The following is an 18,823-nucleotide window of genomic DNA, read 5'->3' as shown; positions in this document are numbered from 1 at the left end:
AAAAAACTCTTGCTCAGCAAGGGTTTTTTATTTTTAAAACCATTTCCGTGAATACTATATTTGTTGTTAAATATTTCTAAAATCACAATATTCATTAACAATTTTATATTTTTGGACACGTATACAAAGAAATAAAATTCATCTATGAAAAAAATTACAAGTTTAATACTACTTGCACTATCCTTATTGAGCTTTAAAGTTATTAGTCAAAACAAACCAGAACAAGAAATCAAAATTAGTATCGATTTAAACACAATAAAAGATGACAAAGTTACTGTTGTAGTGACTCCTCCTAAATTAACAACAAACGAGATTACTTATAACTTCCCCAAAATCATTCCTGGCACCTACTCTGAAGATGACTACGGTAAAATGATTGTAAATTTAAAAGCCTTAGACAAAAACGGAAAGGAAATACCTGTTGCAAAAATGGATGAAAATTCATGGAAAATAACAGATGCTAAAAAATTGGCAACAATAACGTATCAGGTTAATGACACATTTGATAGTGAAAAAGGAACTGGTTTTGGTCAGGACGATATCTTTTCACCGGCTGGAACTAACATTGATGCTGGCAAAAATTTTATGCTGAACACACATGGATTTGTTGGTTATTTTTCTGATTTAAAAGACATCACTTATACTGTTGCTGTTGCTCATCCGGAAACACTTTGGGGAGCAACATCAATGACTGATACTGATCCAAGCAAAACTAACGATGTCTTTACAACAAACAGATATGCTGAATTAGTTGAAAATCCAATTATGTATGCCAAACCAGACTACACTACATTCAATGTAAACGGTATGGACATACTCATTGCGGTTTACTCTCCTAACGGAGTTCATAGTGCTGAAAGCTTGACACCAGAAATGAAAAAAGTAATGACGGCTCAAAAGAACTTTTTAGGAAAATTCAACTCTACTAAAAAATATAGCGTACTTATTTATTTATCAGATTTACAAAAAGAAGATGATGCTCATGGATTTGGTGCTCTAGAACATCCTACCGCAACAACAGTTGTGATGCCAGAAGCTATGGGAAAAGAAGAACTTGCTGAACAGTTAAAAGATGTTGTTTCGCATGAGTTTTTTCACATAGTAACTCCACTAACAATACATTCCAATGAAATCCAATACTTTGATTACAATAACCCCAAAATGTCTGCACACTTATGGATGTATGAAGGTGTAACAGAATATTTTGCCAACTTATTTCAAATCAATCAAGGATTAATTACCGAAGAGGAATTTTATGATAGAATGTCTGGTAAAATTGCTAATGCCTCTGAAATGAACGATACCATGCCTTTTACCGTCATGAGTGCCAATGTGTTGAAAAAACCGTATAAAGATCAATATCTAAATGTATACGAAAAAGGAGCTTTAATCGGTATGTGTATCGATATACTAATACGAGAAAAAAGTAATGGAGAAAGAGGCATTTTAGATTTAATGCAAAAATTATCTAATGAATATGGTGCAAAAAAAGCATTCAATGACAATGAACTTTTTGCTAAAATTGCCGAACTAACTTATCCTGAAGTAGAACAATTTCTAAAAACCTATGTTGCTGGAGAAACACCCATTCCTTACGACGTATTTTTTGAAAAAGTTGGCTTAACAAAAATAATTGAAAAAGTACCTGGCAATGTATTTTTGAAAGACAAAACACCCTACATTACTGTAAATCATGAAACAAAAGAGATTATAGTTCTTCCAGAAATTGAGTTGAATTCTTTTTTCAATGAACTTGGTATAAAAGGAGAAGATATAATTGTTTCCATAAACGACATCAATTACAATTTAGACAACATTTACGAAATGATTACCACCAGTGAATCTTGGAAAGAAGGTGATGCCATAACCGTTAAAATAAAGCGAAATGGTGAATTACTTACCATTAAGGGAAAAACTAAAATCCCGTTAACCGAATCGGAAACTTTTAGAGCTTCTAATGACACTAGTAAAAGTAAACTCAGAAATGCTTGGCTAAAGAACTAATCACAATACTAAAATCCCTAGTTCAAGTAAAGAATCTAGGGATTTTTTTATTTATTTGCTAAAACACAAACACCTATAAATTCATTTATGAAATACTTTATCGTTACCCTATTCACTATTGTAACCCTTTCCTCTTGTAGCAAAAAAGAATCCAACGGCAATTTACATATTACAGGAAATATCAAAGGATTGAAAAAAGGCACGCTCTATATTCAAAAAATAGTTGACACTTCACTTGTAGCCATTGACACCATAAAAATTGATGGAGATTCTAATTTCACAAGTGATTTAGAAATCAAATCACCTGAAATGTATTACTTATTTTTGGATAGAGGTGTTACCAATTCTCTTGACAATAATCTGCCATTCTTTGCCGAAGCTGGCTCAATAGACATTCAAACAAGTTTGGAATATTTCACTTCTGATTCTAAAATAACAGGCTCTAAAAATCAAGAAAAATACGAAGAATACAAAAAAATAATTTCCCGTTTTAATGATGAAAACCTGTCATTAACCGAACAAAAGTTCAATGCTTTCAAAAATAAAAACATGAAAATTGTGGATAGCATCGAAAATTTGCAAAATCTAAATTTAAAAAGAAGGTACTTGTTCACTACTAATTTTGCACTAAACAACAAAGATTTTGAAGTGGCACCTTATCTGGCGTTAGCTGAAATTTCAGATATCAATTTGAAATATCTGGATACCATTCAAAAAACCATGAGCCCAAAAGTAGCTCAATCTTTCTATGGGAAAAAATTGGTTCAATTTTACAAGGAAAGAAAAAAACAGGAATAAAAAAACCGTCTCTTTTCAGAGACGGTTTTTGAGCCGATAGAGGGACTCGAACCCACGACCTGCTGATTACAAATCAGCTGCTCTAGCCAGCTGAGCTACATCGGCGTTGTATTACGGTTGCAAATATAGAAGTGTATTTTATATTTGCAAAATAAAAATTACTTTTTTTTACCTCTTTTGTATACTACAATTCGTTAACCTTAGCAATCAATTGATTTGCAGCTTGTTCTAATTCAGTATTAATTTGTTTGAAATGAGCTTTTTTGTTTTGAACGTTTTTAGCATTTACTTTTGTAATTAAAGTATCAAAAGTAGCAATAGCTTCATCAATCAAAGCATTAGTAGCTTCTGTTGGTTTTCCTGTTGTTGACATTTCAAACAAGTACACTGCTTCTATAATATCTCCTAAAACGTAGTTTATGTCTTTCTTTAAATTTTTAACGTTTGCCATGGTAATTCTAATTTTATAAATTTCTTAATTCGGGTGCAAAAGTACACATAATCTTTCTATTAGCTACTACTAAATATAAATTTCTAAAACTGAGGCTTTTCCCATTAAATCATATTTTGTTACAGATGCAGGAAGCAAAACGGTATCGCCTTTACTATACGAATATACTTTTTCATCTAGTTCAATTTCAAATTTTCCTTCGACACACATATAAACGGTAAAAGAATCACCATCTTTATTGACCGAAACTTGCCCGTCAAGCGGAATAAAATTGGTCGTAAAATAGTTGCAATTTACTACCTCATTCGGTTCGTTTTCATTCTTAGAGTATTCAATTTTTGCTGTAGTCTCATTATAATTAATAGCCTCTAAAGCTAAATCCACGTGCAATCCTCTGTGATTTCCTTGAGCATCTACTCTATCAAAATCATAAATTCTATAGGTTATATCCGAAGTTTGCTGAATTTCGGCCACGACCATACCAGCTCCAATGGCGTGAACGGTTCCTGTTTCTAAAAAGAAAACATCTCCAGCATGTACTTTTACATCATTTAAAAGAGACAATACCGTTTTGTTTTGAAGATGGCTCACATATTCTTCTGCATTCGAATTCTCTTTGAAACCAACTATAATTCTGGCATTTTCATCGGCTTGCATAATGTACCACATTTCTGTTTTGCCAAAAGAATTATGACGTTTCTTAGCCAATTCGTCATTAGGATGCACTTGAATGGATAAATCTTCCCTTGCATCTAAAAATTTAAATAGTAATGGAAATTGTTTGCCAAAACGATTGTAAACCTTCTTTCCTAGAAGTTCTATTGGAAATTCGTTAATGATTTCAGTAAGCGATTTTCCTGCTAAATTTCCATTAGACACAACACTCACATCGCCTTCAACAGTTGATAATTCCCAGCTTTCACCAGTAATTTTAGAGGTTATTGGTTTGTTTAATACCGTTTGTAATTTCGTCCCACCCCAAATCCTTTCTTTTAAAATTGGTGCAAACTGTAATGGATATAATTTTGAACTCATTTTCTTTTCTTACAAATTTCTTCGATTCAGTAGCTAATTGTATTTGACTAATTTATACTATTTTTTTTAATGAAGCTAATGCTTTTGAGATATGTTTTGTAGGCATCATGCTATTATCAAAAATCATTTTTATGATTCCACTTTTATCAACTACATAGGTTACTCTACCGGGCACTAATCCGAATAATGCAGTAGGTACTCCAAAAATATTTCTAATTTTTTGATTTTCATCAGATAATAGAATAAATGGCAATCTATTTTGATGTGAAAATTTTTGATGAGAGGCTACACTATCGCTACTTATTCCTATTACCTCTGCTCCTAAATCTTTAAAATCCTCATACGCATCTCTAAAACTACAAGCCTGGGCTGTACAACCCAAAGTGTCATCTTTTGGATAAAAATAAATTACCAATGGGGTTTTACCAATAAAAAATTGGCTCTCAAAAAGATTTCCGTGAGTATCGTATGCAGAGAAATTAGGTATCTTGTCCCCTACTTTTAATGCCATTACTCTCCTTTGTAGGTTACAAAATTTCGAGGAGTTTCATAGAGAACAACTTCCAAATCTAGTGTTGGTGCTACTCGTTTTCGAATTTTATTCCAAATGACTACCACAATATTCTCGGCAGTAGGATTTAGATGTTCAAATTCTGGAACATCAAGGTTTAAGTTTTTGTGATCAAATGGAATTTCAACCTCTTCTTTGATAATATCTGTTAAAAATTTCACATCCATAACATAGCCCGTTTCTTGATCAATCTCTCCTGTAACACTGACAATCAATTCATAATTATGCCCGTGATAATTTGGATTGTTACATTTGCCAAAAATCAAATCATTTTTTTCAAAAGACCAATCTTTTCGATACAATCGATGAGCAGCGTTAAAGTGAGCTTTTCTGGATATCGTTACTTTCATTACTATTTGAGTTATAATTGATGGTCTTCTATATAATGATAAAATTCATCAAAAATTATTTTGAACCAAACCGTATAAATTTCAGGATTTTGAACCATATCCTCTTTTACATCTTGAATTTTCATCCATTTCCAATCCTCAACCTCATCAGGATTAATAACTGGATTTCCATTAAAATAACCTATCATCACATGGTCCAATTCATGCTCAGTCAATCCATTATCAAAAGGCGCCTTGTATATAAAATGAAACAATTCTTTCAACTCGACCTTAAATCCCATCTCTTCAAATAATCGTCTGCTGCCAGCTTCAATATTTGTTTCTCCATTGCGTTGATGACTACAACACGTATTGGTCCACAATAAAGGAGAATGGTATTTTTGATGAGCTCTTTGCTGGAGCATAATCTCATTATTTTCATTCAAAATAAAAACAGAGAACGCTCTATGAAGAATCGCTTTTTGATGAGCCTCCAACTTGGGCATCAAACCAATCTGCTCATCGAACTCGTTTACTAATATAACTTCTTCCTCTTTCATGCTATTTTATGATTGTCAAAAATACAAAAAAAGAAATGGTCTTTGCACGGATTTTGAATTTGTGAAAAGTTTAACTAGTGTTTGACAGTCAATTAAACCAATAGTATTCATAAATTTATAGTTACCAATCAGAGCGTTAATTTTTGTATAAATACCATCTAATTGTAAACTAATTGACATTTGAAACGTAATTGCAACCTTAGATTTGTATGAAAATGAAAACATAAAAATTATGGCTAAATCAAAACTAATTATTAACCTACTCCTATTACTTCCGCTGTTTATTCTAAATGCCTGCGGACAAAATCAAAAAGTAGAATCAAAAAAAAGAACCATCATGGAAAATAAAATTATCAAACCTAACAATCCTTATTACTCAAGAACAAGCACAGAGAAAGTGACCATTTCTAATGACGAATGGAAAAAAATATTACCTGAAAATCTCTATGGAGTAGCTCGTCTAGCACATACAGAAAGAGCATTTACGGGAACGCTCTGGGATTCTGAAGCTAAGGGAACCTATTACTGTGCAGCTTGTGGTAACAAACTATTTAAATCGAACCAAAAATTTATAAGTAGCTGTGGATGGCCTAGTTTCTTTGAACAAGAAAACAAGTCCAGCATTGTTTTTAAAGATGATAATTCCTATGGTATGCGAAGAATAGAAGCTCTTTGCGGAAGGTGTAACAGCCATTTAGGACATCTTTTTGATGATGGCCCTGCCCCTACGGGAAAACGATACTGTATGAATTCTGTTTCTTTAGAATTTGAACCTGATACCAAATAAAATGAAAAAAGTATTCCTAATTTGCGTCATGATTTCAACTAGTTTATTTGCACAAAAAAAAGACACTATTCAATCAACTAATTTAGAGTCAATCGTTCTAGGTGGTGGGTGTTATTGGTGTGTAGAAGCAGTTTATGAAAATTTAAATGGAGTTCAATCTGTTGTTTCTGGATTTTCTGGAGGTAAAATCAGCAATCCAAGTTATTACGATGTGTCTTCAGGAAAAACAGGATATGCTGAAGTAGTTCAAATTACCTATGACAAAACCATCACTAACCTAGATGAAATCTTTAAAGTCTTTTTTACAGTTCACGACCCAACTACTTTAAATAGGCAAGGTGCCGATGTAGGGACTCAATATCGCTCTGTTATCTTTTATAAAAATGAAGAACAAAAACAAGCAGCTCTATCTATAATTAACTCTTTGAAAAAAGCAAAAGTATATGATAGTCCAATTGTAACTACTTTGGAGCCATTTACAAAATTCTACAAAGCCGAAGAATACCATCAAAACTATTATCAAAACAACAAAAATCAACCTTATTGTCAGTTGGTCATACAGCCTAAAATAGAAAAATTCGAAAAAGTATTTAAGAACCGTTTGAAAAGGAAACATTAATCAATTCTTTTATTATAATCACCTTCAAATAGCGGTTTTCGTATTTATTTTATTGGGATATCTATGTGTATGATTCTTTGAGGTCAAGCATAAAAATAGAAACCGCCCCGAATTCATCGGGGCGGTTTCTATTTTTATGCTTGACCTGTGGGTCCAAAATTAAGTGGTATAGGAGGTTGCTCACTATCTTTAATCTCTCCGTGAGAAATTTCAAAACGATGAACGTTCTCAGCCAATGCCTTTACCAGTCTTTTTGCGTGCTGTGGCGTCAAAACAATTCTTGACTTCACCTTAGCTTTTGGTGTGCCTGGCATGATACAAACAAAATCTACAACAAACTCTGAAGCTGAATGATTGATAATAGCCAAATTGGAATAAATTCCTTCAGCCATAGCTTCGTCTAACTCAATATTTATTTGTCCTTGTGGTTGTTTAGAATCACTCATAGTTTAATAAATATATTCTTCTTTGTTAGCCATCATTTCGTTGTAATCTTCTTTAGACCCTACAATGGTATTTTCATATTCTCTCATACCTGTGCCAGCTGGGATTCTATGTCCAACAATAACATTTTCTTTCAAGCCTTCTAAGTAATCGATTTTACCTGCAACAGCAGCTTCATTCAACACTTTAGTCGTCTCTTGGAACGATGCAGCAGAAATAAATGATTTTGTTTGAAGCGAAGCTCTAGTAATACCTTGTAAAACAGGAGTCGCAGTAGCTGTAATTACATCACGTGCAACAACTAAGTTTTTATCCGTACGTTTCAACAATGAATTTTCATCACGCAATTGACGTGGAGAAATAATCTGACCTGCTTTCAACGTAGCTGAATCACCAGCATCAACTACAACTTTCATTCCGTATAATTTATCATTTTCAAGAATAAAATCTTTGGTATGAATCAATTGTTCCTCAAGGAATAATGTATCCCCTGGATCTTCTACTTGAACTTTACGCATCATTTGACGAATAACCACTTCAAAGTGTTTGTCATTGATTTTTACCCCTTGTAAACGGTATACTTCTTGAATTTCATTTACCAAATACTGTTGAACAGCTGCTGGTCCTTGAATTCTTAGAATATCTTCAGGAGTAATTGCTCCATCAGACAAAGGAACTCCTGCCCTTACGAAGTCATTTTCCTGAACTAAGATTTGACTTGACAATTTTACCAAGTATTTCTTAACCTCACCAAATTTAGATTCGATAACAATCTCACGGTTTCCTCTCTTGATTTTTCCAAAAGAAACTACTCCGTCGATTTCTGAAACTACAGCTGGATTTGAAGGATTACGAGCTTCTAATAACTCGGTAATTCTAGGTAAACCTCCTGTAATATCGCCCGCTTTAGAGGAACGACGTGGGATTTTTACCAATACTTTACCTGCTTTAATTTTTTCACCGTTTTCAACCATCAAGTGGGCGCCCACAGGCAAGTTGTATGAACGAATTAATTCATTGTCTTTACCGTAAACCAATAAAGTAGGAATTAATTTTTTAGTTCTAGATTCAGAAATTACTTTTTCTTGGAATCCAGTTTGTTCGTCGATTTCAACTTGATAGGATTGACCTTGTTCTAAATCTTCATAGGCAATTTTACCTGTAAACTCAGAAACGATAACCCCGTTATAAGGATCCCATTTACAAATTACAGTTCCTTTAGAAACAACATCTCCGTCTTTAACAAAAATACTTGAACCGTAAGGAATGTTATGAGTATTAAGAATTATTCCTGTTTTAACATCTACTAATTTCAATTCTGTTGAACGTGAAACTACAATATCAACTGAATTTCCTTCATTATCTTCTCCTTTAACGGTTTTCAAGTCTTCAATCTCTAATTTACCATCAAAACGAGTCACAATACTAGATTCTTCGGATATACCTCCAGCAACCCCTCCTACGTGGAACGTACGAAGTGTTAACTGTGTTCCTGGCTCACCGATGGACTGTGCTGCAATTACACCAACAGCCTCACCTCTTTGAGTCATTTTTCCAGTAGCTAAATTTCTACCATAACATTTGGCACAAATTCCTTTTAAAGCTTCACACGTCAATGGAGATCGAACTTCTACTTTTTCTATTGGAGAAGCCTCGATATTCTTCATAATAGTCTCTGTGATTTGTTGACCAGAGTATACTAAGATTTCAGAAGTCAATGGATTGATTACATCTTGCAACGCAACACGTCCTAAGATTCTTTCTCCAAGAGTTTCAACCACCTCTTCATTTTTCTTTAAAGCAGCAACTTCGATTCCTCTTAAGGTTCCACAATCATCAATATTAACAATTACGTCTTGAGATACGTCATGTAAACGACGTGTCAAGTAACCCGCATCGGCAGTTTTAAGAGCGGTATCGGCAAGACCTTTACGTGCACCGTGAGTAGAGATGAAATATTCCAAAATCGAAAGTCCTTCTTTAAAGTTAGACAAAATTGGATTTTCAATAATCTCTCCACCACCAGCATTCGATTTTTTAGGCTTAGCCATCAAACCACGCATACCTGTTAGCTGACGAATTTGTTCCTTAGAACCCCTCGCTCCAGAGTCAAGCATCATGTACACTGAGTTAAATCCTTGTTGGTCTTCTCTAATGTTTTTCATTGCTAACTCAGTAAGCATAGCATTGGTTGAAGTCCATACATCAATAACTTGGTTGTAACGTTCGTTATTGGTAATAAGACCCATGTTATAGTTTGCAGAAATACCTTCAACTTGCTCCCTAGCATCTGCAATTAATTCTCCTTTTTTCTCTGGAATTTTGATATCTCCAAGACTGAATGATAAACCACCTTTGAAAGCAAATTTATAACCCATATCTTTCATGTTATCCAAGAATCCTGCTGTTGTAGGTACATCGGTTACACTTAAAATGTGTCCAATAATATCTCTAAGGCTTTTCTTAGTTAATACTTCATTGATATATCCAGCTGCTTCAGGTACTACTTCATTAAATAATACTCTACCTGCAGTTGTTTGAATAATTTTATATACTAACTCTCCGTTTTCATTAAAATCTTTGGCTCTGATTTTCACACGAGCGTTCAATTCTAATCTTCCTTCATTCAAGGCGATATTTACCTCTTCGGCAGAATAGAAAGTTAATCCTTCTCCCAAGATTTTGTGCTCTGGAGTAGATAAACGTTCTTTGGTCATGTAATATAGACCCAAAACCATGTCTTGAGAAGGTACCGTGATTGGCGCACCATTGGCTGGATTCAAGATATTGTGTGAGGCCAACATTAACAATTGTGCTTCCAAAATAGCTTCTGGTCCAAGTGGCAAGTGTACCGCCATCTGGTCACCATCGAAATCCGCGTTGAATGCCGTACACACTAATGGGTGTAACTGAATCGCTTTACCTTCAATCAACTTAGGTTGGAACGCTTGAATACCCAAACGGTGTAAGGTAGGAGCACGGTTCAGTAATACTGGATGCCCTTTAATTACATTTTCAAGAATATCCCAAACAACTGGTTCTTTTTTGTCGATTATTTTCTTCGCAGATTTAACTGTTTTAACAATTCCTCTTTCGATTAATTTACGAATAACGAATGGTTTGTACAATTCGGCTGCCATATCTTTTGGCAATCCACATTCAAATAATTTCAATTCTGGACCAACAACAATTACCGAACGTGCTGAATAATCCACACGTTTTCCTAGTAAGTTTTGACGGAAACGACCTTGTTTTCCTTTCAATGAATCTGAAAGTGATTTTAATGGTCTGTTTGATTCTGTTTTAACCGCAGAAGCTTTACGTGTGTTATCAAATAATGAATCTACTGATTCCTGCAACATACGTTTTTCGTTACGCAAGATAACTTCAGGAGCTTTAATCTCCATCAATCGTTTCAAACGGTTGTTACGGATGATTACTCTTCTGTACAAATCGTTCAAGTCGGAAGTAGCAAAACGTCCTCCATCAAGCGGCACTAACGGACGCAATTCTGGTGGAATAACTGGTACCACTTTCATAATCATCCACTCAGGTCGATTCTCTCTATTTTCATTAGACTCACGGAAAGATTCTACAACTTGTAGTCTTTTTAAAGCCTCCGTTTTTCTTTGTTTTGATGTTTCGTTGTTAGCACTATGACGTAATTCATAAGACAACGCATCTAAATCGATACGAGCCAACAAATCCATGATACACTCTGCTCCCATTTTGGCAACAAATTTGTTTGGATCATGATCATCAAGATATTGGTTTTCTTGAGGAAGTGAATCTAAAATATTTAGATACTCTTCTTCTGTTAAGAAATCTAATCTTTCTATAGCCTCTCCATCAGGTCCTTTTGCAATTCCTGGTTGAATTACTACGTATCTTTCGTAGTAGATAATCATATCTAATTTCTTAGATGGCAATCCAAGGATGTATCCGATTTTGTTTGGCAAAGAACGGAAGTACCAAATGTGAGCTATTGGCACAACAAGGTTGATGTGTCCTACTCTATCACGACGTACTTTTTTCTCGGTAACTTCTACTCCACAACGATCACAAATAATTCCTTTATAACGGATTCTTTTGTATTTTCCACAAGCACATTCGAAGTCTTTTACTGGACCAAAAATGCGCTCACAAAATAGACCATCACGCTCTGGTTTGTGGGTTCTGTAGTTTATGGTTTCTGGCTTCAATACCTCACCTCTTGACTCGGCCAATATAGACTCAGGAGATGCTAAACCTATTGAAATCTTGTCAAACCTTTTCACAAGGTTTTTTTCTTTATTATTTCTATTATTCATCATAGTCATACTATTGATTTTTATGAAATTGTATTTTAAGTATTCAGTAATCAGTGTTCCGTGTTCAGAAAACTGCTTACTGAACACCAATCACTGCAAACTTTTTTATTCTTCTAATCTGATGTCTAATCCAAGACCTTTCAATTCATGCATTAATACATTGAATGATTCTGGCAATCCTGGCTCTGGCATAGTTTCTCCTTTTACGATAGCTTCGTAAGTTTTAGCTCTACCAATTACGTCATCTGATTTAACAGTTAAGATTTCTCTTAGGGTACTTGATGCACCGTATGCTTCAAGTGCCCAAACCTCCATCTCTCCAAAACGTTGACCTCCAAATTGTGCTTTACCACCCAATGGTTGTTGTGTAATCAACGAGTATGGACCTATAGAACGTGCGTGCATCTTATCATCTACCATGTGTCCTAGTTTCAACATGTAGATAACCCCTACTGTAGCTGGCTGATGGAAACGCTCTCCTGTTCCTCCGTCATACAAATAAGTATGTCCAAAACGTGGAATTCCAGCTTCGTCAGTCAATTCATTAATTTGGTCTAAAGTTGCTCCATCGAAAATTGGTGTAGCATATTTTCTACCTAATTTTTGTCCAGCCCAGCCTAAAACGGTTTCATAAATCTGACCGATGTTCATACGTGAAGGTACTCCCAGCGGGTTCAATACGATATCTACTGGTGTTCCGTCTTCTAAGAATGGCATATCTTCATCACGAACAATACGAGCAACAATACCTTTGTTACCGTGACGTCCCGCCATCTTATCCCCAACTTTCAACTTACGTTTTTTGGCGATATAAACTTTAGCTAATTTCAAAATTCCTGCTGGCAATTCATCTCCAACAGTAATCGTGAATTTCTCTCTACGCAATGCACCTTGTAAATCGTTTAATTTAATTTTATAATTGTGAATTAAATCATTAACCATTTTGTTCGTAGCATCATCAGCAACCCATTGTCCTTTGCTCAAGTGTGCAAAATCTTCAACAGCATACAGCATTTTTTGAGTGTATTTTTTACCTTTTGGCAATACTTCTTCACCCAAATCATTCATTACACCCTGAGATGTTTTTCCATTGACGATTAAGAACAATTTCTCAACTAATTTATCTTTTAGTTCAGTAAATTTCGTTTCGAACTCCATTTCTAGTGCACCTAGAGCATCTTTATCTTGAGTACGTTTACGTTTATCTTTTACCGCTCTTGCGAATAATTTTTTGTCTAAAACCACACCGTGTAAAGAAGGTGACGCTTTTAATGAAGCATCTTTTACATCTCCAGCTTTATCACCGAAAATAGCTCTTAACAGTTTCTCTTCTGGTGTTGGATCTGATTCTCCTTTAGGAGTAATTTTACCAATTAGAATATCACCAGGTTTTACTTCGGCTCCAATTCTAATCATACCGTTTTCATCCAAGTCTTTAGTAGCCTCTTCAGAAACGTTAGGAATATCATTCGTTAATTCTTCGTTACCTAATTTTGTATCTCTTACTTCTAGTGAGTAATCGTCTACGTGGATTGAGGTAAAAATATCGTCACGAACTACTTTTTCAGAAATTACAATCGCATCCTCGAAGTTATACCCTTTCCATGGCATGAAAGCTACTTTTAGGTTTCTACCTAAAGCTAATTCTCCATTTTGTGTGGCATACCCTTCAGATAAAACTTGACCAGGAACTACTCTATCTCCTTTTCTTACGATAGGTTTCAAGTTGATGCTAGTACTTTGATTGGTTTTTCTGAATTTTATTAAATTATATGTTTTTTCATCTGGTTCAAAACTTACCATTCTTTCTTCTTCAGAACGGTCGTATTTGATAGTGATGATATTAGCATCTACATATTCAACAACTCCATGTCCTTCTGCATTGATTAATACTCTTGAGTCAGAAGCTACTTGACGCTCTAGACCGGTTCCTACAATTGGTGCTTCAGGGCGTAACAATGGTACAGCCTGACGCATCATGTTTGATCCCATCAATGCACGGTTCGCATCATCATGCTCCAAGAAAGGAATTAATGAAGCTGAAATAGAAGCGATTTGGTTTGGAGCAACGTCTGTAAAATGTACTGCTGAAGGATCGACAACAGGAAAATCTCCTTCTTGACGAGCAATTACATTCTCTGCTGTAATTTTACCATCATCATTCATTTCAATATTAGCCTGAGCTATGAACATTCCTTCTTCTTCTTCAGCGCTTAAATAAGTAGGCTCAGCATTCAAATCGACACTTCCATTTGTTACCTTACGGTAAGGAGTTTCAATGAATCCCATTCCGTTAACTTTCGCATAAACACCAAGAGATGATATCAATCCAATGTTTGGTCCCTCAGGAGTTTCAATTGGACACAATCTTCCGTAATGTGTATAGTGAACGTCACGCACCTCAAACCCAGCTCTTTCTCTTGAAAGTCCACCTGGTCCTAGTGCAGATAATCTTCTTTTGTGTGTAATCTCTGCTAATGGATTTGTTTGGTCCATAAATTGAGACAACTGGTTGGTTCCAAAGAAAGAGTTGATAACCGATGATAATGTTTTAGCATTAATCAAATCGATTGGTGTAAACACCTCATTATCTCTAACGTTCATTCTCTCACGAATGGTTCTCGCCATACGAGCTAAACCAACACCGAATTGTTGTGACAATTGCTCACCAACGGTTCTAACACGACGGTTGGACAAGTGATCGATATCATCAATCTCTGCTTTAGAGTTGATTAATTCAATCAAATATTTCACAATGGTGATGATATCTTCCTTGGTCAAGACTTGCTTTTCCATTGGAGTATCTAAACCTAATTTTTTATTTATTCTGTAACGACCTACTTCACCTAAATTGTAACGTTGGTCAGAAAAGAATAATTTATCTATAATACCACGGGCAGTCTCTTCATCAGGCGGTTCTGCATTACGCAATTGTCTGTAAATATGCTCAACGGCTTCTTTTTCTGAATTGGTTGGATCCTTTTGTAAGGTATTGTGAATGATAGCATAATCGGTTTGATTACTGCTCTCTTTGTGTAACAAAATAGATTTAACGTTAGAGTCAATAATTTCCTCTACGTTATCTTTATCTAAAATAGTATCCCTATCAAGGATAATTTCGTTACGTTCGATAGAAACTACCTCACCAGTATCCTCATCTACGAAATCCTCATGCCATGTATTCAAAACACGTGCAGCTAGTTTTCTTCCGATGTATTTTTTAAGTCCTGTTTTAGATACTTTAATTTCTTCAGCAAGGTCAAAAATCTCAAGAATATCTTTATCTCTTTCGAAACCGATAGCACGGAATAAAGTAGTTACAGGTAATTTTTTCTTTCTGTCGATATACGCATACATTACGCTATTGATATCCGTAGAAAATTCTATCCAAGAACCTTTAAAAGGAATTACTCTGGCAGAATATAATTTGGTTCCATTTGCATGGTAAGATTGACCAAAGAAAACCCCAGGAGAACGATGCAATTGTGACACAACCACACGCTCAGCACCATTGATAACAAAAGTACCACTAGGTGTCATGTAAGGAATTGTGCCAAGATACACATCTTGAACAATAGTTTCAAAATCTTCGTGTTCTGGATCTGTACAATACAGTTTTAACCTTGCTTTTAAAGGCACGCTGTATGTTAAACCTCTTTCTATACACTCTTGTATAGTGTAACGTGGTGGATCTACAAAATAATCGAGGAACTCCAACACAAAATTGTTTCTTGTATCTGTAATTGGAAAGTTTTCCATGAAGGTGTTGTACAAGCCTTCGTTGCCTCTTTCATCCGATTTGGTTTCCAATTGGAAAAAATCTTTAAATGATTTAACCTGAACATCCAGAAAATCTGGGTATTGAGGGATGTTTTTTGTAGAGGCAAAATTCAATCTTTCAGTCTGATTTGTTATCATCAATGGACAAAATTTTGATTTAAAAAAAGTAATTTTTGTGTGTAAGGACACGGTTTGATTCTACTTTTCCTTTTTTTGATAATCGATACATCTTAAAAATAAACCAGGAAAATCAGTTTATTTTTGTCTTCGTATGGATTAAAAGCTTTTCGTATTTAACCTTATTTTATGACAATAATTTCATTATACGAAAAATGGTTTAGGCCATTGAGTAGTTAACTCAAGACCTAAACCTAGTTCTAAAACTATGTTAGAGTTATTTTAACTCAACAACAGCTCCAGCTTCTTCTAAAGATTTTTTAAGACCTTCAGCCTCATCTTTAGTTACACCTTCTTTAATGTTTGATGGAGCAGCATCAACTAAATCTTTAGATTCTTTCAAACCTAAACCAGTTAATTCTTTTACCGCTTTTACTACTGCCAATTTAGAAGCACCAGCATCTTTTAATACTACTGTAAATTCTGTTTGCTCTTCAGCAGCAGCTTCACCAGCACCACCACCAGAAACTACAACTGCAGCTGCAGCTGGTTCGATACCGTACTCATCTTTTAATATTGTTGCTAAATCGTTAACTTCTTTTACTGTTAAGTTAACTAATTGTTCTGCGAATTGTTTCAAATCTGCCATTTTTTCTATCGTTTTAAAATGATTTGTAAAAATATAATTTATTAATGTGCGCGTTTTAATGCACCTAAGTCAAACTAATTACTCGTTTGAATTAAGCAACCTCTTCGTCTTTGAATTGGTTTTTAAGAGCTGATATTACTCTTTGTGCAGGAGATTGAAGTAATCCAATGATTTCTCCAATTACCTCTTCTTTAGATTTAAGCGAAGCTAATGAATCTAATAAGTTGTCTCCGATGTAAATTTCTGAATTGATAAATGCACCTTTAAAAACTGGCTTATCTGATTTCTTACGAAATTCTTTGATAATCTTTCCAGGAGCATTAGCTGTATCAGAAATGAATATAGCTGTATTACCTTTCAAAACTGAAGGCAAATCTCCATAATCATTATCAGAAGTCTCCATAGCTTTTGCAAGCAAAGTGTTTTTAACAACTTCTAACTTCATTCCAGCTTTAAAACAAGCTCTACGTAAATTAGAGGTAGTTTCTGCATTTAATCCAGAAATATCCGCTAAATAAATAATATTAGAACTTGCTAACTGTGCAGCTAAACCTTCAATTGCGATTGATTTTTCTTCTCTAGTCATACTAAAATTTTTAACTACAATTATACTGCTTTTGGATCCAATGCAATTGCAGGACTCATTGTGCTAGTTAAGTGAATACTTTTAATGTATGTCCCTTTAGCCGCAGTAGGTTTAAGTTTGATTAATGTTTGAATAATTTCGTGAGCGTTATCTACAATCTTATCAGTATCAAAAGAAACTCTTCCAATACCTGCATGTACGATACCTGTTTTATCCACTTTAAAGTCGATTTTACCCGCTTTCACTTCTTGAACAGCTTTAGCAACGTCCATAGTTACTGTACCTGTTTTAGGGTTTGGCATTAAACCTCTAGGTCCTAAAATACGTCCTAATGGTCCTAATTTACCCATAACTGCTGGCATAGTGATAATTACATCAACATCAGTCCAACCGTCTTTAATTTTTTGAAGATAATCATCTAAACCTACATGGTCTGCACCTGCAGCTTTAGCCTCAGCTTCTTTATCAGGAGTTACAAGAGCCAAAACTCTCACATCTTTACCTGTTCCGTGAGGCAATGTTACCACTCCTCTAACCATTTGATTTGCTTTTCTAGGGTCAACACCCAAACGAACAGCAATATCTACTGACTCATCAAATTTCGCTGAAGCAACTGTTTTGATTAATGCAGATGCATCTTTCAAGCTATACAGTTTGTTCTTCTCGATTTTTGAAGCCGCTTCTTTTTGTTTTTTTGTCAATTTTGCCATTTCTATCTCTTATTTTAATGGAGAATCTCCTGTTAAAGTTATTCCCATAGATCTAGCTGTTCCAGCTATCATACTCATTGCTGATTCGATAGTGAATGCATTTAAATCAACCATTTTATCCTCAGCGATAGTTCTAATCACGTCCCAAGTAACAGATGCTACTTTTTTACGATTAGGCTCTCCAGAACCTGATTTTAATTTTGCAGCGTCCATTAACTGAACGGCAGCAGGTGGAGTTTTCACAACAAAATCGAACGATTTGTCTTTATACACTGTAATTTGCACTGGACAAACTTTACCGGCTTTATCTTGGGTTCTAGCATTAAATTGCTTACAGAATTCCATGATGTTTACACCAGCAGCTCCTAGAGCAGGTCCAACCGGTGGCGATGGGTTCGCAGCACCTCCCTTAACTTGTAGTTTAACTACTTTACTAATCTCTTTAGCCATTTTTAAAAAATTTAACACATCAACATTGGAAGCGATAGATGTGGTTTATTATTAGTGTAACAAAAATTATACTTTTTCAACTTGCATAAAACTCAATTCAAGAGGTGTTTTTCTTCCGAAAATTTTCACCATAACTTCAAGTTTACGCTTTTCATCATTAATTTTTTCAACAGTCCCATTGAAACCATTGAAGGGTCCATCAATTACTTTAATCGTTTCGCCTACATTAAAAGGAATAGCGTGAACATCTGTTTTAACAGCCAATTCATCAACTTTTCCTAACATTCTGTTCACTTCTGACAACCTCAAAGGCACAGGATCTCCGCTTTTAGTTTCGCCCAAAAATCCTATTACACTAGTTATCGACTTGATAATATGAGGAATCTCTCCAGCTAGGTTAGCTTCAATCATTACATAACCTGGAAAGTATACTTTATCTTTGGTAATTTTTTTTCCATCACGAACCTGAACTACTTTCTCCGTAGGAACAAGCACTTGTGAGATATAATCAGCCATGCCCAATCTATTGATTTCAGTCTCGATATAAGCTTTTACCTTATTCTCTTGACCGCTTACAACTCTAACAACGTACCATTTTTTTAGATTAGTTTCTGTCATTGCGA

General features: G+C 34.8%; 17 protein-coding genes and 1 tRNA gene. 4 read left to right on the top strand and 14 right to left on the bottom strand.

Features of this window, described 5'->3' with window-relative positions; translation table 11 throughout:
• Positions 1–144 precede the first annotated feature (144 nt).
• Positions 145–2,004: a M61 family metallopeptidase gene (locus tag AC23L6_RS02970; protein ID WP_487560810.1), complete on the top strand. Its 1,860-nt coding sequence runs from the start codon at positions 145–147 to the stop codon at positions 2,002–2,004.
• A gap of 87 nt (positions 2,005–2,091) precedes the next feature.
• Positions 2,092–2,802 (top strand): DUF4369 domain-containing protein, encoded by a 711-nt coding sequence (locus AC23L6_RS02965; RefSeq protein WP_487560809.1) that lies wholly within the window; start codon positions 2,092–2,094, stop codon positions 2,800–2,802.
• A gap of 31 nt (positions 2,803–2,833) precedes the next feature.
• Here the strand turns inward: AC23L6_RS02965 and AC23L6_RS02960 are convergent.
• The 6 genes from AC23L6_RS02960 to idi form a co-directional block, all read right to left on the bottom strand.
• A tRNA-Thr gene (locus AC23L6_RS02960) sits at positions 2,834–2,907 on the bottom strand.
• Positions 2,908–2,986: 79 nt separating this feature from the next.
• The gene (locus AC23L6_RS02955) at positions 2,987–3,253 is read right to left on the bottom strand and encodes a hypothetical protein (RefSeq protein ID WP_487560808.1); all 267 of its coding nucleotides are present in this window, start codon (positions 3,251–3,253) and stop codon (positions 2,987–2,989) included.
• 69 nt (positions 3,254–3,322) lie between these two features.
• Positions 3,323–4,288: a type I phosphomannose isomerase catalytic subunit gene (locus AC23L6_RS02950; RefSeq protein WP_487560807.1), complete on the bottom strand. Its 966-nt coding sequence runs from the start codon at positions 4,286–4,288 to the stop codon at positions 3,323–3,325.
• A 52-nt stretch (positions 4,289–4,340) separates the two neighbouring features.
• On the bottom strand, positions 4,341–4,799 hold the full coding sequence (locus tag AC23L6_RS02945; RefSeq protein WP_487560806.1) for a peroxiredoxin: 459 nt from the start codon (positions 4,797–4,799) through the stop codon (positions 4,341–4,343).
• Positions 4,799–5,209: a 6-pyruvoyl trahydropterin synthase family protein gene (locus AC23L6_RS02940; protein ID WP_487560805.1), complete on the bottom strand. Its 411-nt coding sequence runs from the start codon at positions 5,207–5,209 to the stop codon at positions 4,799–4,801. The genes AC23L6_RS02945 and AC23L6_RS02940 overlap by 1 nt, the downstream gene beginning before the upstream one ends.
• 11 nt (positions 5,210–5,220) lie before the next feature.
• Positions 5,221–5,748, bottom strand: a complete 528-nt coding sequence (idi, locus tag AC23L6_RS02935; RefSeq protein WP_487560804.1) for an isopentenyl-diphosphate Delta-isomerase — start codon at positions 5,746–5,748, stop codon at positions 5,221–5,223.
• A gap of 232 nt (positions 5,749–5,980) precedes the next feature.
• On the opposite strand from idi, the gene msrB reads away from it, so the two are divergent.
• Both msrB and msrA read left to right on the top strand, forming a co-directional pair.
• Entirely contained in the window at positions 5,981–6,535 is a 555-nt protein-coding gene (msrB, locus tag AC23L6_RS02930) for a peptide-methionine (R)-S-oxide reductase MsrB (protein WP_487560803.1), read from the top strand.
• 1 nt (position 6,536) lies between these two features.
• Positions 6,537–7,154 (top strand): peptide-methionine (S)-S-oxide reductase MsrA, encoded by a 618-nt coding sequence (gene msrA, locus AC23L6_RS02925; protein WP_487560802.1) that lies wholly within the window; start codon positions 6,537–6,539, stop codon positions 7,152–7,154.
• Between the two features lie 134 nt (positions 7,155–7,288).
• Here the strand turns inward: msrA and AC23L6_RS02920 are convergent, their stop codons facing one another.
• The 8 genes from AC23L6_RS02920 to nusG all read right to left on the bottom strand — a co-directional run bounded on the left by AC23L6_RS02920 (position 7,289) and on the right by nusG (position 18,818).
• Positions 7,289–7,600 carry a DUF3467 domain-containing protein gene (locus AC23L6_RS02920; RefSeq protein ID WP_487560801.1) on the bottom strand — a complete coding sequence of 104 codons (312 nt, stop codon included), beginning with the start codon at positions 7,598–7,600 and terminating at the stop codon, positions 7,289–7,291.
• A gap of 3 nt (positions 7,601–7,603) precedes the next feature.
• Complete coding sequence (rpoC, locus tag AC23L6_RS02915; RefSeq protein ID WP_487560800.1) at positions 7,604–11,911, bottom strand: DNA-directed RNA polymerase subunit beta'; 4,308 nt, start codon at positions 11,909–11,911, stop codon at positions 7,604–7,606.
• 102 nt (positions 11,912–12,013) lie between these two features.
• The gene (rpoB, locus tag AC23L6_RS02910; protein ID WP_487560799.1) at positions 12,014–15,826 is read right to left on the bottom strand and encodes a DNA-directed RNA polymerase subunit beta; all 3,813 of its coding nucleotides are present in this window, start codon (positions 15,824–15,826) and stop codon (positions 12,014–12,016) included.
• Positions 15,827–16,082: 256 nt separating this feature from the next.
• Complete coding sequence (gene rplL / locus AC23L6_RS02905) at positions 16,083–16,454, bottom strand: 50S ribosomal protein L7/L12 (RefSeq protein WP_487560798.1); 372 nt, start codon at positions 16,452–16,454, stop codon at positions 16,083–16,085.
• A 91-nt stretch (positions 16,455–16,545) separates the two neighbouring features.
• A complete protein-coding gene (gene rplJ / locus AC23L6_RS02900; RefSeq protein ID WP_487560797.1) occupies positions 16,546–17,040 on the bottom strand; it encodes a 50S ribosomal protein L10 in 495 nt (164 codons plus the stop codon).
• A gap of 20 nt (positions 17,041–17,060) precedes the next feature.
• A complete protein-coding gene (gene rplA, locus AC23L6_RS02895) occupies positions 17,061–17,750 on the bottom strand; it encodes a 50S ribosomal protein L1 (RefSeq protein WP_487560796.1) in 690 nt (229 codons plus the stop codon).
• A 9-nt stretch (positions 17,751–17,759) separates the two neighbouring features.
• Complete coding sequence (rplK, locus tag AC23L6_RS02890; protein ID WP_487560795.1) at positions 17,760–18,200, bottom strand: 50S ribosomal protein L11; 441 nt, start codon at positions 18,198–18,200, stop codon at positions 17,760–17,762.
• A 66-nt stretch (positions 18,201–18,266) separates the two neighbouring features.
• Complete coding sequence (gene nusG, locus AC23L6_RS02885; protein ID WP_487560794.1) at positions 18,267–18,818, bottom strand: transcription termination/antitermination protein NusG; 552 nt, start codon at positions 18,816–18,818, stop codon at positions 18,267–18,269.
• Between the last annotated feature and the right edge of the window lie 5 nt (positions 18,819–18,823).

Source organism: Flavobacterium sp. R1_16 (assembly GCF_057652095.1).
The sequence above is the reverse complement of the archived record's forward strand: the minus strand, read 5'-3'. Positions and strand labels throughout refer to the sequence as shown.

What these genes read in the sequence shown, in the direction of transcription:
- rplK (WP_487560795.1), bottom strand. Translation starts at nt 18,200, where the DNA reads ATGGCTAAAGAGATTAGTAAAGTAGTTAAACTACAAGTTAAGGGAGGT.
- msrB (WP_487560803.1), top strand. Translation starts at nt 5,981, where the DNA reads ATGGCTAAATCAAAACTAATTATTAACCTACTCCTATTACTTCCGCTG.
- idi (WP_487560804.1), bottom strand. Translation starts at nt 5,748, where the DNA reads ATGAAAGAGGAAGAAGTTATATTAGTAAACGAGTTCGATGAGCAGATT.
- AC23L6_RS02940 (WP_487560805.1), bottom strand. Translation starts at nt 5,209, where the DNA reads ATGAAAGTAACGATATCCAGAAAAGCTCACTTTAACGCTGCTCATCGA.
- rplJ (WP_487560797.1), bottom strand. Translation starts at nt 17,040, where the DNA reads ATGACTAGAGAAGAAAAATCAATCGCAATTGAAGGTTTAGCTGCACAG.
- rplL (WP_487560798.1), bottom strand. Translation starts at nt 16,454, where the DNA reads ATGGCAGATTTGAAACAATTCGCAGAACAATTAGTTAACTTAACAGTA.
- rplA (WP_487560796.1), bottom strand. Translation starts at nt 17,750, where the DNA reads ATGGCAAAATTGACAAAAAAACAAAAAGAAGCGGCTTCAAAAATCGAG.
- rpoC (WP_487560800.1), bottom strand. Translation starts at nt 11,911, where the DNA reads ATGATGAATAATAGAAATAATAAAGAAAAAAACCTTGTGAAAAGGTTT.
- rpoB (WP_487560799.1), bottom strand. Translation starts at nt 15,826, where the DNA reads ATGATAACAAATCAGACTGAAAGATTGAATTTTGCCTCTACAAAAAAC.
- AC23L6_RS02950 (WP_487560807.1), bottom strand. Translation starts at nt 4,288, where the DNA reads ATGAGTTCAAAATTATATCCATTACAGTTTGCACCAATTTTAAAAGAA.
- AC23L6_RS02920 (WP_487560801.1), bottom strand. Translation starts at nt 7,600, where the DNA reads ATGAGTGATTCTAAACAACCACAAGGACAAATAAATATTGAGTTAGAC.
- AC23L6_RS02970 (WP_487560810.1), top strand. Translation starts at nt 145, where the DNA reads ATGAAAAAAATTACAAGTTTAATACTACTTGCACTATCCTTATTGAGC.
- AC23L6_RS02955 (WP_487560808.1), bottom strand. Translation starts at nt 3,253, where the DNA reads ATGGCAAACGTTAAAAATTTAAAGAAAGACATAAACTACGTTTTAGGA.
- AC23L6_RS02945 (WP_487560806.1), bottom strand. Translation starts at nt 4,799, where the DNA reads ATGGCATTAAAAGTAGGGGACAAGATACCTAATTTCTCTGCATACGAT.
- AC23L6_RS02965 (WP_487560809.1), top strand. Translation starts at nt 2,092, where the DNA reads ATGAAATACTTTATCGTTACCCTATTCACTATTGTAACCCTTTCCTCT.
- msrA (WP_487560802.1), top strand. Translation starts at nt 6,537, where the DNA reads ATGAAAAAAGTATTCCTAATTTGCGTCATGATTTCAACTAGTTTATTT.
- nusG (WP_487560794.1), bottom strand. Translation starts at nt 18,818, where the DNA reads ATGACAGAAACTAATCTAAAAAAATGGTACGTTGTTAGAGTTGTAAGC.